This window comes from Streptomyces sp. NPDC047869, from assembly GCF_040704065.1.
Taxonomy (GTDB): domain Bacteria; phylum Actinomycetota; class Actinomycetes; order Streptomycetales; family Streptomycetaceae; genus Streptomyces.
On the sequence record NZ_JBEYRK010000009.1, the window covers coordinates 55,646 to 80,000 of the forward strand.

Consider the following 24,355-nt stretch of genomic DNA (forward strand, 5'->3'; position numbering starts at 1 on the left):
TGACGTGGGGAAGGCCCGGGGTGGCGGAAGGCGGTGCGCGGGTGGGCTCGGGAGGGCTGGAGCTGCCCCCTGGTGACGAGGGTCACGAGGGGAACTCCACAGACGTCCCGCCCGGCGCGGTGTCCCTGGCCCGCCCGATGGACGCCACGGGGTCCATCGGGCCGGAGCTGGACTGGGACACCGACGCCTGGCTCGAGGTGCGCGTCCGTGCCCAGCGGGCGGGCCGGGCCTACATCTGGCTGAACCTGGTCGAGCAGCGGCTGCGCGCGGTCGTGGCCGCCGTGCTGCGGCCCATCTACGAACCCGTCCACGGCGACGACTGGGTGGTGGCCGCGGCCGGTCCCGCCGGGCAGGAGTGGGTGCAGCGGGCGGCCGCCGTCCGCGAGGTCAGCCGCCGCAAGGGCTACCTGCTCGACCCGGCCGACGACAACGTGCTCAGCTTCCTCACGCTGCCGCAGCTGCGGGAGCTGATGGTGCAGCACTGGCCGTGCTTCGCGCCCTACTTCGACGAGCGCCGGGACGTCGAACTCGCCCTGGACGAGCTGGAGGTGACCCGCAACGTCGTCTCCCGCAACCGGGCCCTGTCCGAGGCGGTGCTGAACCAGGCCGAGCGGGCCTCGGCCCGGCTGCTGGAGATGCTCGGCACGGGCGGTGACGTGCCCTCCGCGCGCCGGCTGCCGGTCGACGCGGTGGAGGACCTGGTCGGCGACCGGTACGCGGACGTCGTCGCCGTCCACCCCGACCGGGTGCGGCTCATGCGCCAGTTCCCGGCCGAGGACCTGTTCGGGGGCGCCCGCCGGCTCGACGCCATCGGCATAGGGCTCAACCTGCTGGTGCAGAACTTCTCCGGCCGGCGGCTGGTCCGGCTCGCCGAGTCCGGCTGCCGGGTACGGCTGCTCTTCCTCAACCCGGCCTCCAGCGCGGTCAAGCGCCGGGAGCGCGAACTGGGGATGAAACGGGGCGAACTGAGCCGGTCCGTCGAGATGAACATCCTGCACATGCGCCGGGTGCGGTCCCGGCTGCGCGACCCCGGGGCCTTCGAGATCCAGGTCTACGACGAGACGCCCCGCTTCACCGCCTACCTCGTGGACGGCGACGGCGCGGACGGCATCGCCGTGGTGCAGTCCTATCTGCGCGGGGCCCGCGGGATGGAGTCGCCGGTGCTGGTGCTGCGAGGCGGTGGCAAGGTGCTCAAGTCGGACGACATGGGCGATGCCGGCATCTTCCCCACGTATCGTGAGGAATTCGAGCTGTCCTGGGCCGATTCGCGCCCCGTGTCCTGAACTGTCCGTGCGGGCAAGCGGAACGCGGCCCTCGGATTGTCAGTGCCGCGTGCGATGGTGGGAGCCACTGGGGGAAAGCACCACAAGAAGGGGGGCCGCCCATGGGCTGGCACCGGGAGCTGCTGATCGGCTTCGACCTGGAAACCACGGGCACGGACCCGCACGAGGCGCGCATCGTCACCGGCGCGGTCATAGAGGTCAGGGCCGGTGAGCCCCTGGGGCGCCGGGAATGGCTGGCGGATCCGGGCGTGGAGATCCCGGCCGACGCGGTCGCGGTGCACGGGATCAGCAACGAACGGGCGACGGCCGAGGGCCGTCCGGCCGACCAGGTGACCGACGCCATCGCGGACGTGCTGGTGTCGTACTGGCAGACGGGTGTTCCGGTGGTCGCCTACAACGCGGCCTTCGACCTCACCCTGCTCTCCGCCGAACTGCGCCGCCACGGCCTGCCGTCCCTCTCCGACCGCCTGGGCGGCGCGTTCCCCGCCCCGGTGATCGACCCCTACACCATCGACCGCTGGGTCGACCGGTACCGCCGTGGCAAACGGAACCTGGAGGCGGTCTGCGCGGAGTACGGCATAGTCCTCGACGCGGCCCACAACGCCTGCGCCGACGCCCTGGCCGCGGCCCGCCTCGCCTCCGCGATAGCCACCCGCCATGCCAAGATCGCAGCCCTCGCCCCGGCGGAACTCCACACCCGCCAGATCGACTGGTACGCCGCATGGGCAGCCGACTTCCAGTCCTTCCTGCGCCGCAAGGGCGACGAGACAGCGGTGATCGACGGCACCTGGCCGATCCGCCACCTCCCGGACAACCTGCCGGCGTAGCCGCGGGCAGCCATGTCGCCCAGCCGCGGACGGCGGGCCCGCCCAGCCGCGGACGGCCGGGTTCGCGCAACTGTGGGCACGGGCTCGCCCAGCCGCGGACGGCCGGGTTCGCGCAACTGTGGGCACGGGCTCGCCCAGCCGCGGACGGCCGGGCTCGCGCAACCGTGGGTACTGGGCCCGCCCAGCTGCGGGCATGCGTGCCGCCAAGGGCGGCACGGGTGGGCGCAGCGGCACCCCGTAAGCGCCGGGCCTGCGCGACACCGTGACCTCAGGCACCAGTACCGGGCACCGACCAGCGCCGGGCCACCGCGACTCCGTGACCTGGGCTCCAACGCAGGGCGCCGAAAAAACACACGCCCCCTCAGAACGGATACCACCGCACAGCCTCGTTCCCGTCGCGCAACGACCCCACCCGGCGCCGGAACTCCGCCAGCGCCTTCGGGTTGCCGGCCGCGTGCTGGGCCACCCACGCGCAGCTCGCCGTCTCCCGGGCGCCCCGCAGCACCGAGCAACCCTCCCACTCGCACACATCCCAGCCGTACGCCGAGACGAAGGAGTCGTACGCCTGCGCGGGCAGCCCGTAACGGTCCCGGGACAGGGCCATCACCACCAGATCGTGCTCACGCAGATCCGCGGAGAAGGTCTCCAGGTCGACCAGCACCGGCCCGTCGGGCCCCACGTGCACATTGCGGGTCAGCGCGTCCCCGTGGATCGGCCCCGGAGTCAGACGGGGCGTCAACGCCGCCGCCGCGGCCGCGAACCCGTCCCTGCGCTCGCGCAGATAGGCCGCGTCCTCCGGGTCGATCGCCTCGCCCGCGAGCCGCAGCCAGCGCTCCACACCGCCCAGCAGTTCCCGGGGCGGCAGCGCGAAGGGCGGCGCGGGCAGCGCGTGCACGGTGCGCAGCAGCCCGGCCAGATCACGGGGCTCGGCCGGCCGCACGGCATCCGGCAGCCGGTGCCACACGGTCACCGGGTGCCCGTCCACCAGCAGCGGCTCGGGCTCGGCCGCCCGCACCGCGGGCACGCCCGCCCCGGCCAGCCAGCCGGCGATGTCCAGCTCGCGCCGGGCCCGGTCCAGCAGCTCGGCGTCACGGCCCACCTTGACCACCAACTCACCGGCCGCCAACACCGCGTTCTCGCCGAGGGCGATGAGCCGTGCGTCTCCGGCCGGGCCCGGCAGTACCTTCGCCGCGGCCAGTACGTCCCGCGCCCGTGCCTCGTCCATCGTCCGCCTCCGTGCCCTCTGCGTACCGTCCCGGCCGTCGTGGCCTGCGGCCAGTCTCCCATTCGCACAGGTCGGGCCAGGTGCGCGGTCCCTTGACGGGGTTCGGCGCCTTTACGAACATGAACACGCCAATGAGTTCGCGCAAAGGGGCTGATCGCATGACAGCAGTGGCCGAGGCGCGGCGGCCGGCCGGTCGTGCCGCCACCCGCGACCACGGCGCCTGGTTCCTGGTCCTGCCCGCCCTGATCCCGATCCTCCTGCTGAGCGTGGGCCCGCTGCTCTACGGCATCGCGCTGGCGTTCACCGACGCCCAGTCCGGCCGGACGACGGCCACCGCCTGGATCGGCGCCCTCAACTTCCGGGACCTGCTGCACGACACGCTGTTCTGGGAGTCGTTCCGGATCGGGCTGGTGTGGGCGGCCGGGGTGACCGTGCCGCAGTTCCTGCTGGCGCTCGGCCTCGCCCTGCTGCTCGATCAGGACCTGCGGCTGCGCCGGTTCGCCCGGGCGCTCGCCATCGTCCCGTGGGCCATGCCCGAGGTCGTCGTCGGCATCATGTGGCGGCTGGTCTACAACCCCGACGCCGGCGTCCTCAACGAGACCCTGCGCGACCTCGGCCTCGGCGGCGGCCGGGACTGGCTGAGCGGGCTGGCCACCGCGCTGCCCGCCGTCATCGTCGTCGGCGTCTGGGCGGGCATGCCGCAGACCACGGTGGCCCTGCTCGCCGGTCTCCAGAACACCCCGCGCGAACTGCGCGAGGCCGCGGCGGTGGACGGCGCCGGCGCCTGGCGCCGGTTCCGCGCGGTCACCTGGCCCGCCCTGAGACCGGTGGCCCTCGCCATCACCGCGCTCAACCTCATCTGGAACCTCAACTCCTTCGCCCTGGTGTACGTGCTCACCAGCGGCGGACCCGGCGGAAAGACCAGGCTGCCCATGCTGTTCGCCTACGAGGAGGCCTTCCGCTACGGCCAGTTCGGCTACGCGGCGGCGATGGGATGCGTCCTGGTCGCGGTCGTCTCCGTCCTGCTCGCGGTGTTCCTCGTGGGCAGGCTCAGGGGAGGCGAGGACGCATGAGGACCCGTCCCGCGGCGCGCGCCGGTCAGTACGCCGCCCTGCTCGCCTATCTCGTCTTCCTCGCCTTCCCGCTGCTGTGGCTGCTGTCCACCGCCTTCAAGCCGCCCCGCGAGCTGGGCAGTCTCCATCCCACCTGGATCCCGCGCCACCCCACCCTGGCCAACTTCCGTCAGGCCTTCGACGAGCAGCCGCTGCTGCACGCCGCGCTGAACTCCCTGCTGGTGGCGCTCGGGGCCGCCGTCGTCGCCGTGCTGATCGCGACCCCGATGGCGTACGTCATGGCGCGGCACCGCTCGGCGCTGTCCCGGGCGGCCACCGGATGGGTGGTGGTCAGCCAGGCGTTCCCGTTCGTGCTGGTGATCATCCCGCTGTTCCTGCTGCTGAAGCACCTGCGGCTGATCGACTCGCTGGTGGGGCTGGTCCTGGTGTACGTGGTGTGGGCGCTGCCGTTCGCGCTGTGGATGCTCGTCGGACACGTCCGGGCCGTGCCCGCCGAGCTGGAGGAGGCGGCGGCCGTCGACGGCGCCGGGCGGCTGCGGACGCTGGTGTCGGTGACCGCGCCGCTGCTGGCGCCCGGGATCGCGGCGACGGCGCTGTTCGCGTTCGTCACGGCCTGGAACGAGTTCTTCTTCGCACTGGTCCTGCTGAAGAGCCCCGGCAGGCAGACCCTCCCGGTGGTACTCACCCACTTCATCGGCGCGGAGGGCGTCGCCGACCTCGGTCCGCTGGCCGCCGCCGCGTTCCTGGCCACGCTGCCCTCCCTGCTCGTCTTCGCCCTCGTCCAGCGCCGGATCACGGGCGGTCTGCTCGAAGGGGCGGTGAAGAACTGATGCGGCAACCGCGCGGAGCAGGCCGGGGAAGGACGGCCACAGCACTCCTCGTCCTGCTGCTCCTCCTCGCGGGCTGTTCCGGGACGGGCCACGGGCGGGGCGGCCCGGTCACCCTGCGCTTCCAGTCCCTGGCCTGGCAGCAGGAGTCCGTGGCCGCCAACAAGGAGCTGGTGAAGGAGTGGAACGCCGCCCATCCGGACATCAAGGTCGAGTACATACAGGGCAGTTGGGACAGTGTGCACGACCAGCTCCTCACCTCCTTCGAGGGCGGTGAGGCCCCGGACGTCATCCACGACGCCTCCGACGACCTCGCCGACTTCGCGTACGGCGGTTACCTCGCCGACCTCACCGGCCTGCTGCCGGCCAGGCTCAAGTCGGACATCCCGCGCCGTAGTTGGCGGGCGGCCACCTTCGGGGACGGCGTCTACGGAGTGCCCTTCCTCCAGGAGCCCCGGGTGCTGATCGCCAACGCCGCTTGGCTGCGCTCGGCGGGGGTGCGTATCCCGACCGCCGGGCACCCCTGGAGCTGGACCGAGTTGCGGCAGGTCGCCAAGCGGCTCAGCGGCGCCGGCAAGTACGGCGTGGCCTGGCCGCTGAAGGAACCCGTCTCCGCCACGCTCAACCTCTCGCTCTCGGCGGGCGGGCGGCTCTTCCACCGGGGCGCCGACGGAAAGGTGACCGTCCGGTTCGGCGCCGGTGACGCGGTCGTACCGCGCACGGTCCACGACCAGGTCGCCGTCGACCACAGCGCTCCGTACTCCACGCTGGGCAGCGGCGGCTCCGACACCCTGCCCGGCTTCTTCGGCGGCCGGTACGCGATGGTCCCGCTGGGCTTCTCCTACCGCCAGCAGATCGCGCAGCAGGCGCCGAAGGGCTTCGACTGGCAGGTGCTGCCCGCCCCGGCCGGCACCGGCGGGCTCACCCAGGGCGTCAGTCCGCAGACCCTGTCCGTCGCCGCCGACTGCCCGCACAAGAAGGAGGCCGCCGAGTTCATCGACTTCCTGCTGCGGCCGCGGAACATGGTCCGCCTCGCCCTCGGCGACTGGATGCTGCCCACCGGCACCGAGGCCCTGAAGGACCCCGCCCTGCACACCGCGGAGAACGGCTGGGCCACCGGCACCGCACTCGCGGCCCACCTGCGCCCGGCCCCCGCCCAGTCCGTGCGCGGCTACCCGGAGTGGAAGGACAAGGTCGCCACCCCCGCCTACCAGGAGTACTACAGCGGTTCCATCGGCCTGGCCGGCCTGCGGGAACGCCTGGAACGGGACGGCAACCCGGTGCTGGCCCGCTACCAGCGCTGAGCCGGCGACCGTAATCAGTTTGAACGAGACGTCTCGTCTCGTTTAGCCTCGTCGTCATGACCGCTCCCGCCCACATCGCCATGTTCTCCGCCGCCCTCCACGGCCATGTGAACCCAAGCCTCGAGGTGATCCGCGAACTCGTCGCCCGCGGCCACCGGGTCACGTACGCCATTCCGCCGGTCTTCGCCGAGAAGGTGGCCGCGACCGGCGCCCGGCCCGTGCTCTACGACTCGACGCTGCCCGGCCCCGACGCCGACCCCGAGGCCTGGGGGAGCACCCTGCTGGACAACGTGGAGCCCTTCCTGAACGACGCCGTCCAGGCGCTCCCGCAGCTCATCGCGGCCTACGAGGGCGACGAACCGGACCTGGTGCTGCACGACATCACCTCCTACCCGGCCCGCGTGCTCGCCCACCGCTGGGGCGTCCCGGCGGTCTCCCTCTCACCGAACCTCGTCGCCTGGGACGGCTACGAGGAGGAGGTGGCCGAGCCCATGTGGGCGGAGCCCCGGCAGACCGAGCGCGGCAAGGCCTACTACGCCCGGTTCCGGGCCTGGCTCGCGGAGAACGGGATCACCCGGCACCCGGACCCGTTCGTGGGGCACCCCGACCGCTCGCTCGTCCTCATCCCGAAGGTGCTCCAGCCGCACGCCGACCGCGTCGACGAGCGGGTGTACAGCTTCGTCGGCGCCTGCCAGGGCGACCGGGCCGACCAGGGCGACTGGCAGCGGCCCGCCGGCGCGGAGAAGGTGGTCCTCGTCTCCCTCGGCTCGGCGTTCACCAAGCGGCCCGCGTTCTACCGCGAGTGCGTCCGCGCGTTCGGCGACCTGCCCGGCTGGCACCTGGTCCTGCAGATCGGCAGCCAGGTGACCCCGCAGGAGCTGGGCGACGTACCCGCGAACGTGGAAGTGCGCGGGTGGGTGCCGCAGTTGGCGATCCTGCGGCAGGCCGACCTGTTCGTCACGCACGCCGGCGCCGGAGGCAGCCAGGAGGGGCTGGCCACCGCCACGCCGATGATCGCCGTACCGCAGGCCGTGGACCAGTTCGGCAACGCCGATGTGCTCCAGTCCCTCGGCGTGGCCAGGCACCTGCCCACCGAGGAGGCCACCGCCGACCGCCTCCGCGAGACCGCCCTGGCCCTCACCGGCGACCCCGAGATCGCCCGGCGGCTGAAGGAGATCCAGGCGGAGATGGCCGAGGAGGGCGGCACCCGGCGCGCGGCCGACCTGATCGAGGCGGAGCTGCCCGCGCGCTGAGCACGGACGGGGGCCCGCCGGTTCCCCAAAACCGGCGGGCCCCCGCGTCCGCGGGAGGTGTCAGACGGTGAGCCGTTCGCCCTCGTCGCGCACCGGGGCCGGCGCGGCAGGCTCCGGCGACTCGTCGTGGGTGAGGTCCGGCAGACGGTGCAGCCACTTCGGCAGGTACCAGTTGCGCTCACCGAGCAGTGCCATCACGGCCGGCAGCAGCACACCGCGGATGACCGTCGCGTCGATCAGGACGGCGGCGGCCAGGCCCACGCCCATCTGCTTCATGGACTGCATGGACAGCGTGCCGAAGATCCCGAACACCGCGACCATGATGACGGCGGCGCTGGTGACGACACCGGCCGTGGTGACGACGCCGTGCTGGATGGCGTCCTTGGTGCTGCGGCCGCGCAGCCGGGCCTCGCGGATCCGGGAGACCACGAACACGTGGTAGTCCATGGACAGGCCGAACAGGATCACGAAGAGGAACAGCGGCAGCCAGGTGACGATCGCGCCGACACCCTCCGCGCCCACCAGAGAAGCACCCCAGCCGTGCTGGAAGACGGCGACGAGGATGCCGTAGGCGGCGCCCACCGACAGCAGGTTGAGCACGATCGAGGTGATCGCGACGGTCAGCGAGCGGAACGACAGCAGCATCAGCAGGAAGGCGAAGACGACCACGAACACGAAGACCGGGACGACGGAGCCGACGAGCTGGTCGTTGAAGTCGTGGTTGCCCGCGACCTGCCCGGTGATCGGCGCCTCGACGCCCGCCACCCTGCCCAGGGTGGCGGGGCGCACCTCGTCGCGCAGCTTGTCGAGGCTCTTGACCGCGCGGTCCATGTCGGAGCCGCCGACCAGCGGTACGGAGACCAGGGCGACGTTCTGCGCCCGGTGCACCTTGATGTCGACGGGGCCGCGCGAGGCGCCCGAGGAGATGGCCCGCTGCTTGAAGTCGGCCAGCGCCCGCTGTACCTCCGGGGCACTGATGTCCTTGGCGCCGACGACCACCTGGGCGGGCTCGGAGCCGCCCGGGAAGGCCTCGTTGAGCCGGTCGTAGGTCTGCACGATCGGCAGCGAGTTCCCGAACTCCTGGTCCAGCGTGAGCTGCTGGGTCTTCATGCCGAGCGCGGGCGCGGCGACGGCGAGCAGCGCGCCGGCCGCCACGACCACGGAGACCAGCGGCTTGGCCAGCACCCCGCGCAGCACGGCGGTCCAGAAGCGGCTCTCACCGGTGCCGCCGCGCCGGCGCCGGCGGCCCAGGAAGGGGATGCGTCCCTTCTCGACCCGCTCGCCCAGCAGGGAGAGCAGCGCGGGCAGCACGGTCACCGAGCCGACCATGGCGACGGCGACCACCATCAGCGAGGCCAGGCCCATCGCCTCGAACTCGGCGAGCCCGGTGAACAGCATGCCCGCCATCGCCACGCACACCGTGACCCCGGAGACGATGATCGCGCGGCCGCTGGTGGCGGCGGCGATGCGCAGGGCGGCGCCCGCGTCCCGGCCGGCGTCCCGCTCCTCACGCTCCCGGCGCAGGTAGAACAGGCAGTAGTCGACGCCGACGGCCATACCGACCAGCAGCATCACGGAGTTGGCGGTGTCGCTCATCGGCTGGACGTGGCTGACGAGGCCCATCAGGCCCATCGTCGCCATGATCGCGGTGACCGCGAGGGCCACCGGCAGCAGCGCGGCCACCAGGGCGCCGAACGCGATCAGCAGGATGCCGAGGGCCACCGGCACGGCCGAGTACTCGGCCTTCTGGAAGTCGTCCCCGAAGGCGTCCTGGTACTGCTTGTTCATGCTGGCGCCGCCGATCTCCTCGATCCGCAGGCCGTCGTGCGCCTTCTGTGCCCCGGCGACGGCGTCCAGCACCGGCTCGACCCGGTCGGCGGCGGTCTCCGCGTCGCCGCGCATGTCGAACTGCACGAGCGCGGTACGGCCGTCCCGGGAGATGGCGCGCGTGTCGTACGGGGAGGTCACATGGGTGACCTTTCCGGTGCCGTCGACGGCCTCGACGACGGCGTCGACGGCGGCCCGGAACTCGCCGCTCGTCGCCTTGAGGGCGCCGTCCCGGGACTGGATCAGCACGGTCTCTCCGGCCGGCTGCTCGATGCCCGCGTCCTCGATGATCTTCGCCGCGGTGTGTGTCTCGCCCTTGAGCTGGTCGCTCTCGTCCACGTCGACCCGGCCGGCCGCCGAGCCGAGTCCCATGGCCAGGACGACGAACAGCACCCATATGCCGACGGCGGCCCAGCGGTGCCGGGCGCTCCAGCCGCCGGCGCGGGCGGCCAGTCCCCGCACGCGCACGTCCGTGTTCCCCATGACGGGCTTTCCCCCTCGTATGCGGTGACGACCCCCTGCCGCCACGTCCTCGCTCGTTCAGCTTCGACGGTATGGGCCCGGCGGCGAGGTCTCGTCGTACTGCCCGGTGAAGTGGCGCGGGTCCGGGTCACCGCTGGGGAGGACAGCGGGCCCTTACATCTTTCGGGGCTTCCCGGGGACGCGTCTCGGGGTGAGGGGGTCGGCGGGGGCCGGCGGCGGGCCGTGTCCGATCCGCCGTCGAAGATCCACTTTGTGATTAAGAAACCTTGTTGAACAAATCACAGGTGCGTGTAGAGGTTGAACAGCGGGCCCTTGATCGGCCAGAGTTTCGCGCAGCCCGGGTCGTCCCGGTCCGGCCGCCGTGCCCGCCCCCACGGGGCACGGCGGCCGTTCTAACCTGTCCGGGTGACGACCTATGCGGCGCTGCTGCGCGGAATCAACGTCGGTGGCAGCAGGAAACTCCCGATGGCCGATCTCCGCTCGCTCCTGACGGGCCTCGGCCACGACGGCGTACGGACCCATCTCCAGAGCGGCCAGGCCGTGTTCAGCGCCGGGCACGGCGACGAGGAGTCCCTGGCGGCCGAGCTGACCCGGGCGATCGAGGCGCGGTTCGGCTTCCGGGTCGACGTGATCGTGCGCGACCACGCCTATCTGCGGGCGGTGGCCGACGCATGCCCGTTCCCGGCCGCCGAACTGGCCGCGAGACAACTTTACGTCACCTACTACTCCGCGCCCGTCACTCCGGAGCGCTTCGCGGCGGTCGACTCCGCCGCGCACCTCCCCGAGGAGTTCCGCCTCGGCGACCGCTGCCTCTATCTGTACGCACCGGACGGCCTGGGCCGCTCCAAGCTCGGCGAGGCGCTGTCCCGCCGCCCCGCCAAGGGCCTGATCGCCACCAGCCGCAACTGGAACACGGTGCTGAAACTCGTCGAACTGACCGCTCCCGAGGCGTGAGACGGGCCGGGGCGGTCCCTCGCCCGGGGCGGCCGGTACGCCGGAAGTGGCCCAGAGAACAGGGCGGTGATTGGACCGGGATTCCGCTCCACCCGCCGACTAGCGTGATCGGCATGACACATGCCGATCACAGCGGTACGGCCGGTTCCGGTCCCACCAGGGTCGACTTCTGGTTCGACGCCGCCTGCCCCTTCGCCTGGATCACCTCCCGCTGGCTGCTGGAGGTCGAGCGCCTGCGCCCGCTCGACCTCCGCTTCCGCCCCATGAGCCTCTACCTGCACAACACCGGCAACGAACTGCCGGACTGGTACCGCGATCTGGTCGACCGGTCGATCGGACCGGTGCGGGTCGCGGTGGCCGCGGCCGAACGGCACGGTGAGAAGGTGCTGCGCGACCTGTACACCGCGTTCGGCACCCGTATCCACGAGCGGGAGGCCGCGGACTTCGACGTGGTGATCGCCGAGTCGCTGGCCGAACTCGGCCTGCCGGCCGACCTGTCGGACGCCGCTCACGACCCGTCGTACGACGACGCGGTGCGCCGCAGCCACGACGCCGGCGCCGAGCCCGGGTCCGGCGGGTACGTGGGCACGCCCACGATCCACGTCGACGGCACGGTGTGGTTCGGTCCCGTCCTGCGGGCCGTTCCGCGTGGTGCCGAAGCCGCGGAACTCTTCGACAGCTTCCGGGTGCTGGCCCGCCACCCCGACTTCTTCGAACTCAAGCGCACCCGCTCGGGAGAGCTCCGCTTCGACTGAGCCGGGAGGCCCCGGTCGGCGGAAAGCGGGTGGCCGATTAGCACCCCTGGGGCGCGACGGGCGTTCCGCGCGGGTGACGCATCCGCCGGGCCGAACGCAGAACGAGGTACCGGCCGCGGTCCGACGTCACAGGGGAACGCCGGACCGTGGCCGGCCGTCCTGGCACGCGCGCGGGAGCACCTTTCCCGCCGGGACGCGCGACAGCCGAGCCCCGCTCCACGGGCCGGTTCCCTGTCCGTTCCGTCGGGAGTGTCCGGCCTGGTCAACGGGCACGGATCACTCGTACGGGTGACTATTTTCGGCCCTTTCCGCACGCGTGGGCGGAGCACCACCAGACTCCTGGACATGGCCGGAGCCGCCGCATGGGTAACGTCGGCGGTCCCGGACCCAGCCCGGTACGGCCCCTCCCAGACCAGGAGTCAGGACGAGACGATGAGCACGTACTACAACGGGAACATCAACGGCCCCGGTCGCATGGGCTCCTACGGCCGCACCGGCGGCGACGACGGACCGGACCCGGAGACCGTCTTCCGGCTCACCGAGGGACTCCTCGAGGCGTTGCACGCCGAGCTCCCCGGGCTCGTCGTCCACGGAGAGGTCATCATGGCCGCGCTGGAGGAGGCCGCGGCGGACGGCGGCCCGCCCAACCGGGGCCGCATCCGCTCCAGCCTGGAGGCCATCAGCATCGGCGCCCCGGCCGGCACCGGCAGCCTCGCCTTCACCCAGCAACTGGTCCACCTGCTGGAACTGTGAACCGGCCGGGCCCCGCCGCCACGGGGCCCGGCACCGGGTCAGGCGCCGAGGGCCGCTCGGGCCGGCAGGCCCGCCGTGTCGTAGCGGGCCAGCAGGAGCCGCGCCACCTCGGGGGCCGGACCCAGGACGTCCGCCAGGACGTCGGCCTCCGCCGCGCCGCGCGCGATGCGGTCCGGCAGGAAGCCGGGGGCGAGGACGTAGGGCGCCACGGCGACCCGTTCGCAGCCGAGGGCGCGCAGCTCACTCACCGCGTCCTCGGTGCGGGGAAGGGATGCGGAGGCGAACGCAGGCCGCACGGCGCACCAACCGGTGTGCCACCACTCCCGCGCGATGTCGGCGATCACTGCGATCGCCTCCGGGTCGGAGGACCCCGCCGAGGCCAGCACGACCCCGGTCGAGGACTTGTCGGCGGGCGTCAGCCCCGCCTCGTACAGGCGCCGCTCCAGCGCCGACAGCAGCAGCGGCGAGGGGCCCAGCACCTCGGCCTGGCGGATGCGCAGGCCGCGAGGCGCGCCCCGCAGGACCGCCGGGATGTCGGCCTTCGCGTGGAAGGCGCGGGTCAGCAGCAGCGGCAGCGCCACCACGTCCCGCACCCCCTCCGCGGCCAGTGACTCCAGCACCCCGTGCACGGACGGGATGTTGAAGTCCAGGAAGCCGGTCTCCACCCGCAGGCCGGGCCGCAGCGACCGCAGCCGCTCCACCAGGGCGTGCACGGTCGCGGCATGCCGCGGGTCGCGGCTGCCGTGGGCGATCACCAGGAGGACGGGACGGGCCGGCTTTCCGTACACGGGACTCAGCTCTTCACCAGAAGGCCACGGCTGCGCAGCACCCACCGCTCCAGCGGGGAGAAGATGAGCAGGTCGATGGCGATGCCGACGAACAGGATCAGGAAGATCGCCTCGAACACCATGGACATGGAGCTGGCGTTGCGGCCGTTCTCCAGCAACGCGCCCAGGCCGATGCCGAGGTCGGGGGAGGAGGCGATGATCTCCGCCGCCATCAGCGAGCGCCAGGAGAAGGCCCAACCCTGCTTCAGGCCGGCCAGATAGCCCGGCAGCGCGGCCGGCAGCACGATGTGCCAGGCACCCTTCAGCCCGGTCGCGCCCATCGTGCGGCCCGCCCGCAGGAACAGCGGCGGCACCTGGTCGATGCCGGACACCAGGCCGTTGGCGATCGACGGCACCGCGCCGAGCAGGATCACCGCGTACATCATCTGGTTGTCCAGGCCCAGCCAGATCACCGCGGGCGGCACCCAGGCCACCGACGGCAGCGACTGCAGACCGGAGAGCACCGGGCCGATGGCCGCGCGCACGAACCTCACCCGGGCCACCAGCAGGCCCAGCGGGGTGCCGATGGCCAGCGCGAACAGGAAGCCCAGCAGACCGCGCGAGACGCTGGTCCAGATGTAGCCGAGCAGCTTGCCTTCCAGCCAGGCCCGCTTGAACTCGCCGCCCACGTCGGACGGGGAGGGCAGCTTCGTCGGGTCGTCGACGATCCGCAGCGAGATCAGTGCCTGCCAGACGACCAGCACCACGACGGTGGCGACGATCGGCGGCAGGATCTTGCGGACGAAGGTCTCCCGGAACGGGGCCCGGCCCGCGACGGCGGTCTCCAGGGCGTCCAGGCCCGCCTCGACGCTCCCCGCGTCCGTGGCGGTCTTCGTCTCAGTGCTGGCCATGGCGGCGGATCTCCCCACGCAGTACTTCGGTGATCTCGAGGGACAGTTCGGCGACCGGGGCGTCCTCGATGCGCCGCGGCTGCGGGATGTCCACCCGCCACTCGCGGGCCACCCGGCCCGGGCGGGACGACAGCAGCACCACCCGCTGCGCGAGCCGCACCGCCTCCCGCACGTTGTGCGTGACGAACAGGACGGACAGCCCCGTCTCGGCCCAGATCCGGGTCAGTTCGTCGTGCAGCAGATCGCGGGTGATCGCGTCCAGCGCGGCGAACGGCTCGTCCATCAGCAGTAGCTGGCTGTCCTGCGCGAGCGCCCGGGCCATGGCCACGCGCTGCCGCATGCCACCGGACAGCTCGTGCACCCGCTTGCCGTACGAGCCCTGCAGCCGGACCAGTTCGAGGAGCTGCTCGGCCCGGCCGCGCCGCTCGCTCTTCGGGACGCCCCTGAGCTTCAGGGCGAGTTCTATGTTCTTGCCCGCGGTCAGCCACGGGAACAGGGCGTGCTCCTGGAACATCAGGGCGGGGCGGCCGTGGGTCGCGATGCTGCCGGCGGTGGGCCGGTCGAGCCCCGCCACCAGGTTCAGCAGCGTCGACTTGCCGCAGCCCGAGGCACCCAGGAGGGTGACGAACTCGCCGGGCGCGACATCGAGGTTGATGTCGTCGAGGACGAGTTGCCGTCCGGCCGGCCCGGCGAAGGACTTCGAAACCTGCTCGATGCGTGCCGCGTACTCGACCGTCTCTGCTTCTTCGGCCTTGGCGAGGGCGGTTGCCATGGTCGTCACCTCCTGGGAACGCTCGGATCCGGATCTCAGCCGACGCCGAGACCGGCGTCGTCGACGGTGCTCTCACCCTTGGCCCCGAGAACCTTGTTCAGCGGGGCGAGGTCGTAGATGCCCTTCAGCCGCGGGTCCTGAAGGAGGCCCGCCATGACCGCGTGCCGCGCCTCGGTGTCGAGGGTCGCGGCCAGCGGGTCGTCGGTGATCCGGATCGACTTCCAGGCCGGGTCCAGGACGTCGGCCGGCAGCTCCTTGCCCGAGTCGATGCCGAGCTGCTTGTTCGCCGCGGCCTTGGCCTCGTCCGGATGGGCGTTGATCCACGCGTTGGTCTCGACCGATGCCTTCAGCACTGCCTCGACGGCCTTCGGGTGCTCCTTCAGGAAGTTCTGCGACACCACGATGTTCGTGATCACGAACTTCTCGCCGGGCCACAGCGACGACTCGTCGAGCAGCACCTTGCCGCCCTCGGCGACCAGCTTGGACGCCGTCGGCTCGGGCACCCAGGCGCCGTCGACCGAACCGGACTTGAACGCGTCCGGGGTCACCTTGTTGTCGGTGCGGACGACGGAGACGTCACCCTTGCCGCTCTGCGCGTCGACCTTCCAGCCCTGCTCCGCGACCCAGTTGAGGAAGGCCACGTCCTGCGTGTTGCCGAGCTGGGGCGTCGCGATCCGCTTGCCCCTGACGTCCTTCAGGGACTTGATCTTCTCGGGGTTCACGACCAGCCTGACCCCGCCGGAGGCCGAACCGCCTATGATCCGCAGGTTCTTGCCGTTGGACTTGGTGTAGCCGTTGATGGCGGGGGAGGGGCCGATCCAGCCGATGTCGATGGAACCCGAGTTCAGCGCCTCGATCTCGGACGGACCGGCGTTGAATATCTGGTAGTCGGCCTTGGTCGCGCCGAGCGCCTTCTGGAAGAAGCCCTTCTGGTTGCCCACCAGCGCGGTCGCGTGGGTCAGGTTGCCGAAGTAGCCGATCTTCACGGAGTCGAGGCCGTCGGTCTTCTTCGCCCCGGCGGCGATCCGGGCGCCCGCGTTGTCGTCCTTGGCCTCGGACCCGTAGCCGCAGGCCGCGAGCGTCAGCAGGGGGAGGGCCGCCATCGCGGCCAGACCGCGGCGAAGCAGTGTGGAACTGGCAGGCACGGGAGGTGTTCCTCTCGTTGGCCCGGCGGTCACGGTCTCTCAGGGCGTGGCCGGGAGTTCGGCAGGGGGTCTTCGTCGCTGGGCGCGCGTGCGGTGCGCGTACGTCACCGCACACATCGGCCCACTCCGCCCTGCCCGCTGCCCAGGGCGCCGCTGCCGACGCGGCCGCCCTCCTTCGCGAACATCGAGTAGAAATCGGGGGAGTTCATGGTCAGAAGTCCCAGCCGTCTTCTTCGGACGCGTCCTTGACCGGCTCGGGGGAGGCGAACGACTCGCCGACCATGCCGGCGGTGAGCGTGGTGCCGTCGTTCGGGTCGATCAGGATGAACGAGCCGGTGCGGCGCGAGTCCGCGTAGGAGTCGACCGGCAGCGGCTCGGCGGTACGGATCTTCACCCGGCCGATGTCGTTGGCGACGAGCTGCCCGGGGTGCGGGTGCAGGGAGAGGTCGTCGAGCGTGAGCCGGGACGGGATGTCCTTGACGATCGCCTTGACCGTGCGGGTGCCGTGCTTGAGCAGCACCCGGTGTCCGACGGCCAGCGGCTGGTCGGCGACGTGGCAGACGGTCGCCTCCACGTCCTGCGTGACGGGCGGGGCGTCCTTGGCCGGGACGATCAAGTCGCCGCGCGAGACGTCGATGTCGTCCTCGAGTAGTACCGTCACCGACTGCGTCGTCCACGCCACGTCGACCGGCTCGCCCAGCAGGTCGATGCCGGAGATCCGGGTGGTACGCCCGGACGGCAGCACGGCGACCGGGTCGCCGACCCGGAAGGTGCCGGCGGCGATCTGGCCCGCGTAGCCCCGGTAGTCCGGGTGCTCGGCGGTCTGCGGCCGGATCACGAACTGCACGGGCAGCCGGGCGTGGCAGTGCGACAGGTCGTGGCTGACCGGGACCGTCTCCAGGTGCTCCAGCACGGTCGGGCCGCCGTACCAGTCCATGTTCGCGGACGGCTCCACCACGTTGTCACCGGCCAGCGCCGAGATCGGGATGGCGGTGACCTCCGGGACGCCCAGCTCGGTGGCGTACGCGGTGAACTCCTCGGCGATCGCTGCGAAGACGGACTCCTCGTACGCGACGAGGTCCATCTTGTTGACCGCGAGGACCGCGTGCGGCACGCGCAGCAGCGCGGCGATCGCCGCGTGCCGGCGGGTCTGCTCGACCACGCCGTTGCGGGCGTCGACGAGGATCACCGTCAGCTCGGCCGTGGAGGCACCCGTCACCATGTTGCGGGTGTACTGCACATGGCCGGGGGTGTCGGCGAGGATGAACCGGCGCCGGGGCGTGGCGAAGTAGCGGTAGGCCACGTCGATGGTGATGCCCTGCTCCCGCTCGGCGCGCAGGCCGTCGGTGAGCAGCGCCAGGTCCGGGCCCTCCTGGCCGCGGCTCGCGGACGCCCGCTCCACGGCCTCCAGCTGGTCGGTGAGGACCGACTTGGAGTCGTGCAGCAGCCGCCCGACCAGCGTGGACTTGCCGTCGTCGACGGAGCCCGCGGTGGCGAACCGCAGCAGGGTGGTCTCCGGGAGCGTCTCGGTCGTGGTGGTGCTCATGCTTAGAAGTACCCCTCGCGCTTGCGGTCTTCCATCGCGGCCTCGGAGAGCTTGTCGTCGGCGCGGGTCGCGCCCCGCTCCGTGAGCCGGGACGCGGCGATCTCGGCGATGACGGCGTCCAGCGTGGTCGCGTCGGAGTCGACGGCGCCGGTGCAGGACATGTCGCCGACCGTGCGGTAGCGCACCAGGCGCTTCTCGACGGTCTCGCCGTCCTTGGCGCCGCCCCACTCACCGGCCGTCAGCCACATCCCCGCCCGCTGGAACACCTCGCGCTCATGGGCGAAGTAGATCTCCGGCAGCTCGATGCCCTCGCGGGCGATGTACTGCCAGACGTCCAGCTCGGTCCAGTTGGACAGCGGGAAGACGCGGACGTGCTCGCCCGGGGCGTGCCGCCCGTTGTACAGGTTCCACAGCTCGGGGCGCTGCCGGCGCGGGTCCCACTGGGAGAACTCGTCCCGCAGGGAGAACACCCGCTCCTTGGCGCGGGCCTTCTCCTCGTCGCGCCGCCCGCCGCCGAAGACCGCGTCGAACTTCTCGCTCTGGATCTTCTCCGTCAGCGGAAGGGTCTGCAGCGGGTTACGGGTGCCGTCGGAACGCTCCTTGAGCACACCGCGGTCGATGTAGTCCTGTACGGACGCCACATGGAGTCGCAGCCCATGTTCGGCGACCACACGGTCGCGGTACTGCAGCACCTCGGGGAAGTTGTGTCCTGTGTCCACATGGAGCAGCGAGAAGGGGATCGAGGCCGGGGCGAACGCCTTCAGCGCCAGGTGCAGCATCAGGATCGAGTCCTTGCCACCGGAGAAAAGGATCACCGGGTTCTCGAACTCGCCCGCGACCTCGCGGAAGATGTGCACCGCCTCGGACTCCAGCGCGTCCAGGTGCGACAGGGCGTACGGAGTGTCCGTGCCCTCGCCACCGGCCGCGGTCTCGGCGACGGTCGTCATGCCAGTCCCCTCTCACTGAGCAGGGCATGCACCGAGACGGCGGACTCCCGCACGGTCTGGTGCTGCGATTCGATCCGCAGGTCGGGTGTCTCGGGCTCCTCGTACGGGTCGTCCACGCCCGTCAGCCCCGTCAGCTCACCCGCCGCCTGCTTGGCGTACAGCCCCTTCACGTCCCGTACCGAGCACACCTCGACCGGGGTCGCCACATGGATCTCCAGGTACGGCGTCCCGTTCTCCGCGTGCCGCTTGCGCACGGCCTCACGGCTGTCCGCGTAGGGCGCGATCACCGGGACCAGCGCCTTCACACCGTTGCGGGCGAGCAGTTCGGCGACGAAGCCGATGCGCTGCACATTGGTGTGCCGGTCCTCGCGGCCGAAGCCGAGGCCCGCCGAGATGAACTCGCGGATCTCGTCGCCGTCGAGCACCTCGACGCGGTGGCCCTCGGCGCGCAGCCGGCCGGCCAGCTCGTGCGCGATGGTGGTCTTGCCGGCGCTCGGCAGACCCGTGAGCCAGACGGTGGCTCCGGTGGTCACGTGGTTCTCCTGGGTGTCGGTGGCTTCGGTGAAAGCGGTAACAGCCGGACCTGTGGGCGCGGTGTGCGTAGCTGTGTGCGCCGTCATCCGTGCAGCCCGCACTCGGTCTTGGAGCGCCCCGCCCAGCGGCCGGCGCGCGCGTCCTCGCCCTCCAGGACGCGGCGGGTGCAGGGGGCGCAGCCGATGGAGGGGTATCCGTCCGTCAGCAGCGGGTTGGTGAGCACGCCGTGCTCGGCGACGTAGGCGTCCACGTCGTCCTGGGTCCAGCGGGCGATGGGGGAGATCTTGACCTTCCGCCGCTTCTCGTCCCAGCCGACGACCGGGGTGTTCGCCCGGGTCGGGGACTCGTCGCGGCGCAGGCCGGTGGCCCAGGCCTGGTAGCCCCTCAGGCCCTCCTCCAGCGGCTTCACCTTGCGCAGCGCGCAGCACAGGTCGGGGTCGCGGTCGTGCAGCTTCGGGCCGTACTCCGCGTCCTGCTCGGCGACCGTCTGACGCGGCGTGAGGGTGATGACGCTGACGTCCATCACGGCCTCCACGGCGTCCCGGGTGCCGATGGTCTCCGGGAAGTGGTAGCCGGTGTCGAGGAAGACGACGTCCACGCCCTTGCGGGCGCGGGAGGCGAGATGGGCGACCACGGCGTCCTCCATCGAGGAGGTGACGCAGAATTTCGCCCCGAAGGTGTCGACCGCCCACTGGAGGATCTCCAGCGCGGTGGCGTTCTCCAGGTCCCGGCCCGCCTGCTCGGCGAGTGCCTTCAACTCCTCGGCGGTGCGCTCCTGCTGAGTCGTCGTCATGTCCGCTCGTCCCCTCCGTTGTCGGCTCGCTGGAGCCCCCGGGCGAGCAGCCCGAGGAACTTCAGCTGGAAAGCGCGGTTGCACGCCCCGCATTCCCAGGCGCCGTGCCCCTGCTCGCCGGGCCGCAGGTCCTCGTCGCCGCAGTAGGGGCAGTAGAAGGGCGCCGCCCGCTCGCTCACGACAGAGCCTCCTCGGAAGCCCGGGCGGCCCAGGTGGCGAAGCGCTCGCCGTCCTGGCGTTCGGCCTCGTAGCGCTTGAGGACCCGCTCGATGTAGTCGGGCAGCTCGGCCGAAGTGACCTTCAGGCCGCGGACCTTGCGGCCGAAGCCGGCCTCCAGGCCGAGCGCGCCGCCGAGGTGCACCTGGTAGCCCTCGACCTGGTTGCCGTCGTCGTCCAGGACCAACTGGCCCTTGAGACCGATGTCCGCCACCTGGATGCGGGCGCAGGCGTTCGGGCAGCCGTTCAGGTTGATGGTGATCGGCTGGTCGAAGTCCGGCAGCCTGCGCTCGAGTTCGTCGATGAGCTGCGCGCCGCGCTGCTTGGTCTCCACGATGGCCAGCTTGCAGAACTCGATGCCGGTGCAGGCCATGGTGCCGCGCCGGAAGGAGGACGGCCGGGCGGTGAGGTCCAGCGCCTCCAGGCCATCGACCAGCGAGTCGACCTGGTCCTGCTCGACGTCGAGGATGATCATCTTCTGCTCGACGGTGGTGCGGACCCGGCCCGAGCCGTGCGCCTCCGCGAGGTCGGCGATCTTCGTGAGGGTGGCGCCGTCGACCCGGCCGACGCGCGGGGCGAACCCGACGTAGAACCGGCCGTCCTTCTGCCGGTGCACGCCGATGTGGTCGCGCCACTGCCGCACCGGCTGCTCGGGCGCGGGGCCGTCGATCAGCTTGCGGCCGCCCAGGTACTCGTCCTCCAGCACCTGGCGGAACTTCTCCGGGCCCCAGTCGGCGACCAGGAACTTCAGGCGGGCCCGGTTGCGAAGCCGGCGGTAGCCGTAGTCACGGAAGATCGAGACGACGCCCTCGTAGACGTCGGCGACCTCGTCCAGCGGCACCCAGGCGCCGAGCCGCACGCCCAGCTTCGGGTTGGTGGACAGACCGCCGCCGACCCACAGGTCGAAGCCCGGCCCGTGCTCGGGGTGCCGTACGCCGACGAACGCCACGTCGTTGATCTCGTGCACCACGTCCAGCAGCGGCGACCCCGAGATGGCCGTCTTGAACTTCCGGGGGAGGTTCGAGTACGCCTTGTTGTTGAGGACCCGGCGCTTCATCTCCTCCAGTGCCGGAGTGCCGTCGATGATCTCGTCCTCGGCGATGCCCGCGACCGGCGAACCGATCATCACACGCGGGGTGTCGCCGCACGCGGTGACGGTCGACAGGCCCACGCCCTCGAGCCGGTCCCAGATCCCGGGCACGTCCTCGATGCGGATCCAGTGGTACTGGACGTTCTGCCGGTCGGTGATGTCCGCGGTGCCCCGCGCGAACTCCTGCGAGATCTCACCGATGACCCGGAGCTGCTCCGTGGTGAGCGCGCCGCCGTCGATGCGCACCCGGAGCATGAAGAACTCGTCGTCCAGCTCCTCCGGCTCCAGGATCGCGGTCTTGCCGCCGTCGATCCCGGGCTTGCGCTGGGTGTACAGGCCCCACCAGCGCATCCGGCCGCGCAGGTCACCGGGGTCGATCGAGTCGAAGCCCCGCTTCGAGTAGATCGTCTCAATGCGTGTCCGCACATTGAGACCGTCGTCGTCCTTCTTGGCCTGCTCGTTGGCGTTGAGCGGGGTGAAGTGACCCGCGGCCCACTGACCCTCACCGCGGTGACGGCTCACCTTGCGGCGGGGCGCGGAGGCGGCAGGGTTCTGCGGGGTGGCGGCCATGGCTGTTACGTCCTTCGGGACAGGCGGGAAACGCGGCTCTGATCTGCGCATGCGGGCGCACGGGGGCATGCGTGCGCGCCGTTGCGCAGCAGGGAGAGAGGTGCGGGGAGATCGGCGGTGCTGGAGTTGTCAGCTCGCCGGACAGATGGCGCTGGACATGCGGCCGAGGTCGACGTGCCGCCGACTCACCAAGGCAATTCCAGTTCCAGGCATGACGGAAGCGTGTCACGCGGATCTCCGGCCAGTCCACCTTCGTCCGTAATATGGACGGAACTATTCTGAATGGCGAGACGGGGTGTTGTGGGTCACGCTCCGGGCCGGGGGGTTGACGGGTTCGGGGTCAGGCGCCGGGCCACGGGCCGGGCGTCGCGGCCTCCGGCTCGAGTTCCACCTTCGTGTCGAACAGCCGGAACCCGCGCCGCTGGTAGTTGTCCATGGCGAACTCGCCGTCCTTGCTGCACGTGTGCACCCACACCCGCTTCGTCGGCGCCCGCCCGGGCCACCGCTCGGCCAGGTCCCAGGCGCGGGCCGTGCCGTGCGAGAGCAGGTGGCCGCCGATACGGCGGCCGCGGAAGGCGGGGATCAGCCCGAAGTAGGCGATCTCGACCACGCCCTCGTCGTGCGCCTCCAGCTCGATGTATCCGGCGGGGGTGCCGCGGTCGTAGGCCACCCAGGTCTCGACGCCCGGACGGCCGAGGTACTCCTGCCACCGCGCGTAGGTCCACCCGAGCCGGTCCGTCCAGCGGATGTCGCCGCCCACGGAGGCGTACAGGAAGCGGCTGAACTCGGGGGAGGGGACCTCGGCGCGGACGATCCGGACGTCGCCCTCGGGGGCGGCGGCCGGCAGGAGGTCGGCCGACGAGTTCTGTTCCAGGGACCAGGTGGTGACGGTGACGCTGCTCATGCGGGCCAGGGAACCATCCCACCGGCCCGGCTGTCGATCGGCCAGGTCACTCGGGCCCGCCCCGGCCCGATGAGCGGCCGCCGGCCGTCACCTCAGCGAGCGGTCGAGCGCGGTCAGGGGCACCGCGAACAGCATGCGGTCGGAGAGGGACCACACCTCGCCCGTCTCCTCCCAGTACGACAGGGAGCCCGCCGACTCGGCCCAGCAGTGGTGGGAGGCGTCGAAGCCGCAGCGTGCCGCCTTGGCGTCCGTGCTGTCCTGGCGCCACAGGCCGCCGTGACCGTCTCCCGTGCCGGACGCGCGTCCCACGTACCAGGACGGGGAGCCCGCTCCGGCCCGCCGGTGGGACAGCGCGCCGTTGATGCCGGTCACCCGGGTCCGGTAGGCCTCGATCGCGTCCGCCCGTCCGGCGGCGTCGGTGGCGAGCAGTCCGCCGCGCGCGGGGGAGCTGTCGAACGCGTACCGCCACAGCCGGGTGCGACGGTCGCCGCCGGGCGCGGTCCGTTCGGCGGCGACGAGGCTGTCGGGCGCGGTGCCGCGGTCCAGGGAGAGGGTGGCCGGACAGGGCGGCCCGGAGGCGGTGCAGCGGCCGGCGGTGAAGCGGTAGGAGCCGACGGCGGGCATCACGTACCGGTAGCCCTCGGCGGACCAGCCGCCGGGCACCCGGCCGATCACGGGCGTGTCCGCCGTAGTGCGCTGGATGCGGTCGAGGTCGTAGACGTAGAGCGCTTCGGAGCTGCCGGAGCGGGTGGTGACCAGCAGTTTGTCCTGGTACCAGACCATGCCGGACAGGGTGGAGGACAGGCCGCGGTAGTCGCGGCCGCCGTCGACGGGCACCACCAGCAGTACCCAGCGGTAGACGGGCCGTGCGGGGTCGTCGGCGTCGATGAAGGCGACCCGGGCCGGCCCCCGGCCGGCCGTGGGCCCGTCGGCGGTGGTGCGGGTCCAGCCGGTGAGGATCACCCGGTGGGTGCCCCAGACGCCGTCGTCGTCGGCGTCCCCGGAGGTGGTGACGGAGTGCGGCCGCCAGGCGGTGTCGGCGGTGTCGGTCCGGTCCCAGCAGTAGGCGCGGTCGGCGGACGGGGCGACGGGCAGGGTCGCCCGGTCGTCCGGGGCGCAGTCGGCGGCCTCGCGCAGAGTGCGGTCGGCGCTCCCCAGGACGGCGCTCACACCGACCGGGCGGCCCATGGACGCGGCGAGCCTGTTCAGGTCGCGGGCGGGCACCAGGTGCTCCTGGAGCCCGAGCCGGGCGGTGTCCGAGGCGGAGGTCAACGGCTGGAGCGCGCCGGGGCTCTCGGCGACCTCGGCCTGCGAGGTGCTGATCAGCGTGGCGGCCGCGGTGAGTGCCAGCGCGGTCCCGGTGAGGACCGCGCGCAGGGCTGTGCCCCGTCTGCGTCTGCGGTGTCTGCCGCGATGCTTCATGATTCCTCCCGACGGGCCAACTGCTCCTGATGGTCCGTACGTTGACCGAGGAGCGGGTGGGGAGGCCCACAGGGATGCTACGGCAGTAAGGGGCGGTGCAGGGCCAAGACCCCCAAATACGCGAAAGACACCCACCCGGACCGGGTGGTCCGCTCGCGCCGCCGGTTCCCGGAC

General features: G+C 71.9%; 24 protein-coding genes. 9 read left to right on the top strand and 15 right to left on the bottom strand.

Going from position 1 to position 24,355, the window contains the following annotated elements:
* The first annotated feature begins 41 nt into the window (after positions 1-41).
* Together AB0924_RS14310 and AB0924_RS14315 are read left to right on the top strand one after the other, a co-directional pair.
* A complete protein-coding gene (locus AB0924_RS14310) occupies positions 42-1,283 on the top strand; it encodes an SAV2148 family HEPN domain-containing protein (protein ID WP_358935286.1) in 1,242 nt (413 codons plus the stop codon).
* A 101-nt stretch (positions 1,284-1,384) separates the two neighbouring features.
* Complete coding sequence (locus tag AB0924_RS14315; protein ID WP_358935177.1) at positions 1,385-2,110, top strand: 3'-5' exonuclease; 726 nt, start codon at positions 1,385-1,387, stop codon at positions 2,108-2,110.
* Between the two features lie 361 nt (positions 2,111-2,471).
* Here the strand turns inward: AB0924_RS14315 and AB0924_RS14320 are convergent, their stop codons facing one another.
* Positions 2,472-3,335: an aminoglycoside phosphotransferase family protein gene (locus AB0924_RS14320; RefSeq protein ID WP_366911514.1), complete on the bottom strand. Its 864-nt coding sequence runs from the start codon at positions 3,333-3,335 to the stop codon at positions 2,472-2,474.
* A 158-nt stretch (positions 3,336-3,493) separates the two neighbouring features.
* Between AB0924_RS14320 and AB0924_RS14325 the strand changes: the two genes are divergently transcribed.
* From AB0924_RS14325 to mgt, 4 genes are read left to right on the top strand one after another with little or no spacing between them, the layout of a single operon-like run.
* Complete coding sequence (locus tag AB0924_RS14325) at positions 3,494-4,408, top strand: sugar ABC transporter permease (protein WP_358935181.1); 915 nt, start codon at positions 3,494-3,496, stop codon at positions 4,406-4,408.
* Positions 4,405-5,238, top strand: a complete 834-nt coding sequence (locus tag AB0924_RS14330) for a carbohydrate ABC transporter permease (RefSeq protein ID WP_358935184.1) — start codon at positions 4,405-4,407, stop codon at positions 5,236-5,238. Before AB0924_RS14325 ends, AB0924_RS14330 begins: the two co-directional genes overlap by 4 nt.
* Positions 5,238-6,539 carry a sugar ABC transporter substrate-binding protein gene (locus AB0924_RS14335; RefSeq protein WP_366911515.1) on the top strand — a complete coding sequence of 434 codons (1,302 nt, stop codon included), beginning with the start codon at positions 5,238-5,240 and terminating at the stop codon, positions 6,537-6,539. The genes AB0924_RS14330 and AB0924_RS14335 overlap by 1 nt, the downstream gene beginning before the upstream one ends.
* A gap of 56 nt (positions 6,540-6,595) precedes the next feature.
* Positions 6,596-7,792, top strand: a complete 1,197-nt coding sequence (mgt, locus tag AB0924_RS14340) for a macrolide-inactivating glycosyltransferase (protein WP_366911516.1) — start codon at positions 6,596-6,598, stop codon at positions 7,790-7,792.
* Positions 7,793-7,852: 60 nt separating this feature from the next.
* Here the strand turns inward: mgt and AB0924_RS14345 are convergent, their stop codons facing one another.
* Positions 7,853-10,102 carry an MMPL family transporter gene (locus AB0924_RS14345; RefSeq protein ID WP_366911517.1) on the bottom strand — a complete coding sequence of 750 codons (2,250 nt, stop codon included), beginning with the start codon at positions 10,100-10,102 and terminating at the stop codon, positions 7,853-7,855.
* A 405-nt stretch (positions 10,103-10,507) separates the two neighbouring features.
* Between AB0924_RS14345 and AB0924_RS14350 the strand changes: the two genes are divergently transcribed.
* The 3 genes from AB0924_RS14350 (at position 10,508) to AB0924_RS14360 (ending at position 12,564) form a co-directional block, all read left to right on the top strand.
* Complete coding sequence (locus AB0924_RS14350) at positions 10,508-11,056, top strand: DUF1697 domain-containing protein (protein ID WP_366911518.1); 549 nt, start codon at positions 10,508-10,510, stop codon at positions 11,054-11,056.
* A gap of 113 nt (positions 11,057-11,169) precedes the next feature.
* Entirely contained in the window at positions 11,170-11,811 is a 642-nt protein-coding gene (locus tag AB0924_RS14355) for a DsbA family protein (protein ID WP_358935194.1), read from the top strand.
* A gap of 432 nt (positions 11,812-12,243) precedes the next feature.
* Entirely contained in the window at positions 12,244-12,564 is a 321-nt protein-coding gene (locus AB0924_RS14360; protein WP_358935196.1) for a hypothetical protein, read from the top strand.
* A 38-nt stretch (positions 12,565-12,602) separates the two neighbouring features.
* Here the strand turns inward: AB0924_RS14360 and AB0924_RS14365 are convergent, their stop codons facing one another.
* From AB0924_RS14365 to AB0924_RS14425, 13 genes are all read right to left on the bottom strand, one after another.
* Complete coding sequence (locus AB0924_RS14365; protein WP_366911519.1) at positions 12,603-13,352, bottom strand: sirohydrochlorin chelatase; 750 nt, start codon at positions 13,350-13,352, stop codon at positions 12,603-12,605.
* Positions 13,353-13,357: 5 nt separating this feature from the next.
* Positions 13,358-14,242 (bottom strand): ABC transporter permease, encoded by an 885-nt coding sequence (locus tag AB0924_RS14370; RefSeq protein ID WP_366911520.1) that lies wholly within the window; start codon positions 14,240-14,242, stop codon positions 13,358-13,360.
* On the bottom strand, positions 14,229-15,014 hold the full coding sequence (locus AB0924_RS14375; protein WP_358935202.1) for an ABC transporter ATP-binding protein: 786 nt from the start codon (positions 15,012-15,014) through the stop codon (positions 14,229-14,231). The genes AB0924_RS14370 and AB0924_RS14375 overlap by 14 nt, the downstream gene beginning before the upstream one ends.
* Positions 15,015-15,049: 35 nt before the next feature.
* Positions 15,050-16,159: an aliphatic sulfonate ABC transporter substrate-binding protein gene (locus AB0924_RS14380; protein WP_366911522.1), complete on the bottom strand. Its 1,110-nt coding sequence runs from the start codon at positions 16,157-16,159 to the stop codon at positions 15,050-15,052.
* Between the two features lie 211 nt (positions 16,160-16,370).
* Positions 16,371-17,705, bottom strand: a complete 1,335-nt coding sequence (locus tag AB0924_RS14385) for a GTP-binding protein (protein ID WP_366911523.1) — start codon at positions 17,703-17,705, stop codon at positions 16,371-16,373.
* 2 nt (positions 17,706-17,707) lie between these two features.
* Positions 17,708-18,652, bottom strand: a complete 945-nt coding sequence (gene cysD / locus AB0924_RS14390) for a sulfate adenylyltransferase subunit CysD (protein WP_366911524.1) — start codon at positions 18,650-18,652, stop codon at positions 17,708-17,710.
* On the bottom strand, positions 18,649-19,272 hold the full coding sequence (cysC, locus tag AB0924_RS14395; RefSeq protein WP_358935210.1) for an adenylyl-sulfate kinase: 624 nt from the start codon (positions 19,270-19,272) through the stop codon (positions 18,649-18,651). Before cysC ends, cysD begins: the two co-directional genes overlap by 4 nt.
* Positions 19,269-19,979: a phosphoadenylyl-sulfate reductase gene (locus AB0924_RS14400; RefSeq protein WP_358935212.1), complete on the bottom strand. Its 711-nt coding sequence runs from the start codon at positions 19,977-19,979 to the stop codon at positions 19,269-19,271. The genes cysC and AB0924_RS14400 overlap by 4 nt, the downstream gene beginning before the upstream one ends.
* Entirely contained in the window at positions 19,976-20,158 is a 183-nt protein-coding gene (locus AB0924_RS14405) for a hypothetical protein (protein ID WP_358935214.1), read from the bottom strand. Before AB0924_RS14405 ends, AB0924_RS14400 begins: the two co-directional genes overlap by 4 nt.
* Positions 20,155-21,855, bottom strand: a complete 1,701-nt coding sequence (locus tag AB0924_RS14410) for a nitrite/sulfite reductase (protein ID WP_358935216.1) — start codon at positions 21,853-21,855, stop codon at positions 20,155-20,157. The genes AB0924_RS14405 and AB0924_RS14410 overlap by 4 nt, the downstream gene beginning before the upstream one ends.
* A gap of 129 nt (positions 21,856-21,984) precedes the next feature.
* A complete protein-coding gene (locus tag AB0924_RS14415) occupies positions 21,985-22,068 on the bottom strand; it encodes a putative leader peptide (protein ID WP_310739661.1) in 84 nt (27 codons plus the stop codon).
* Positions 22,069-22,195: 127 nt separating this feature from the next.
* Positions 22,196-22,759 carry a GNAT family N-acetyltransferase gene (locus tag AB0924_RS14420; protein WP_366911525.1) on the bottom strand — a complete coding sequence of 188 codons (564 nt, stop codon included), beginning with the start codon at positions 22,757-22,759 and terminating at the stop codon, positions 22,196-22,198.
* A gap of 87 nt (positions 22,760-22,846) precedes the next feature.
* Positions 22,847-24,181, bottom strand: coding sequence for a hypothetical protein (locus tag AB0924_RS14425; protein WP_366911526.1), 1,335 nt, complete (start codon positions 24,179-24,181; stop codon positions 22,847-22,849).
* Positions 24,182-24,355 lie beyond the last annotated feature (174 nt).

Excerpts from the sequence above, each read along its gene's own strand:
- AB0924_RS14315 (WP_358935177.1), top strand. The coding sequence starts at position 1,385 with ATGGGCTGGCACCGGGAGCTGCTGATCGGCTTCGACCTGGAAACCACG.
- AB0924_RS14320 (WP_366911514.1), bottom strand. The coding sequence starts at position 3,335 with ATGGACGAGGCACGGGCGCGGGACGTACTGGCCGCGGCGAAGGTACTG.
- AB0924_RS14325 (WP_358935181.1), top strand. The coding sequence starts at position 3,494 with ATGACAGCAGTGGCCGAGGCGCGGCGGCCGGCCGGTCGTGCCGCCACC.
- AB0924_RS14330 (WP_358935184.1), top strand. The coding sequence starts at position 4,405 with ATGAGGACCCGTCCCGCGGCGCGCGCCGGTCAGTACGCCGCCCTGCTC.
- AB0924_RS14335 (WP_366911515.1), top strand. The coding sequence starts at position 5,238 with ATGCGGCAACCGCGCGGAGCAGGCCGGGGAAGGACGGCCACAGCACTC.
- mgt (WP_366911516.1), top strand. The coding sequence starts at position 6,596 with ATGACCGCTCCCGCCCACATCGCCATGTTCTCCGCCGCCCTCCACGGC.
- AB0924_RS14345 (WP_366911517.1), bottom strand. The coding sequence starts at position 10,102 with ATGGGGAACACGGACGTGCGCGTGCGGGGACTGGCCGCCCGCGCCGGC.
- AB0924_RS14355 (WP_358935194.1), top strand. The coding sequence starts at position 11,170 with ATGACACATGCCGATCACAGCGGTACGGCCGGTTCCGGTCCCACCAGG.
- AB0924_RS14360 (WP_358935196.1), top strand. The coding sequence starts at position 12,244 with ATGAGCACGTACTACAACGGGAACATCAACGGCCCCGGTCGCATGGGC.
- AB0924_RS14370 (WP_366911520.1), bottom strand. The coding sequence starts at position 14,242 with ATGGCCAGCACTGAGACGAAGACCGCCACGGACGCGGGGAGCGTCGAG.
- AB0924_RS14375 (WP_358935202.1), bottom strand. The coding sequence starts at position 15,014 with ATGGCAACCGCCCTCGCCAAGGCCGAAGAAGCAGAGACGGTCGAGTAC.
- AB0924_RS14385 (WP_366911523.1), bottom strand. The coding sequence starts at position 17,705 with ATGAGCACCACCACGACCGAGACGCTCCCGGAGACCACCCTGCTGCGG.
- cysD (WP_366911524.1), bottom strand. The coding sequence starts at position 18,652 with ATGACGACCGTCGCCGAGACCGCGGCCGGTGGCGAGGGCACGGACACT.
- cysC (WP_358935210.1), bottom strand. The coding sequence starts at position 19,272 with ATGACGGCGCACACAGCTACGCACACCGCGCCCACAGGTCCGGCTGTT.
- AB0924_RS14400 (WP_358935212.1), bottom strand. The coding sequence starts at position 19,979 with ATGACGACGACTCAGCAGGAGCGCACCGCCGAGGAGTTGAAGGCACTC.
- AB0924_RS14410 (WP_358935216.1), bottom strand. The coding sequence starts at position 21,855 with ATGGCCGCCACCCCGCAGAACCCTGCCGCCTCCGCGCCCCGCCGCAAG.
- AB0924_RS14415 (WP_310739661.1), bottom strand. The coding sequence starts at position 22,068 with ATGCCTGGAACTGGAATTGCCTTGGTGAGTCGGCGGCACGTCGACCTC.
- AB0924_RS14420 (WP_366911525.1), bottom strand. The coding sequence starts at position 22,759 with ATGAGCAGCGTCACCGTCACCACCTGGTCCCTGGAACAGAACTCGTCG.
- AB0924_RS14425 (WP_366911526.1), bottom strand. The coding sequence starts at position 24,181 with ATGAAGCATCGCGGCAGACACCGCAGACGCAGACGGGGCACAGCCCTG.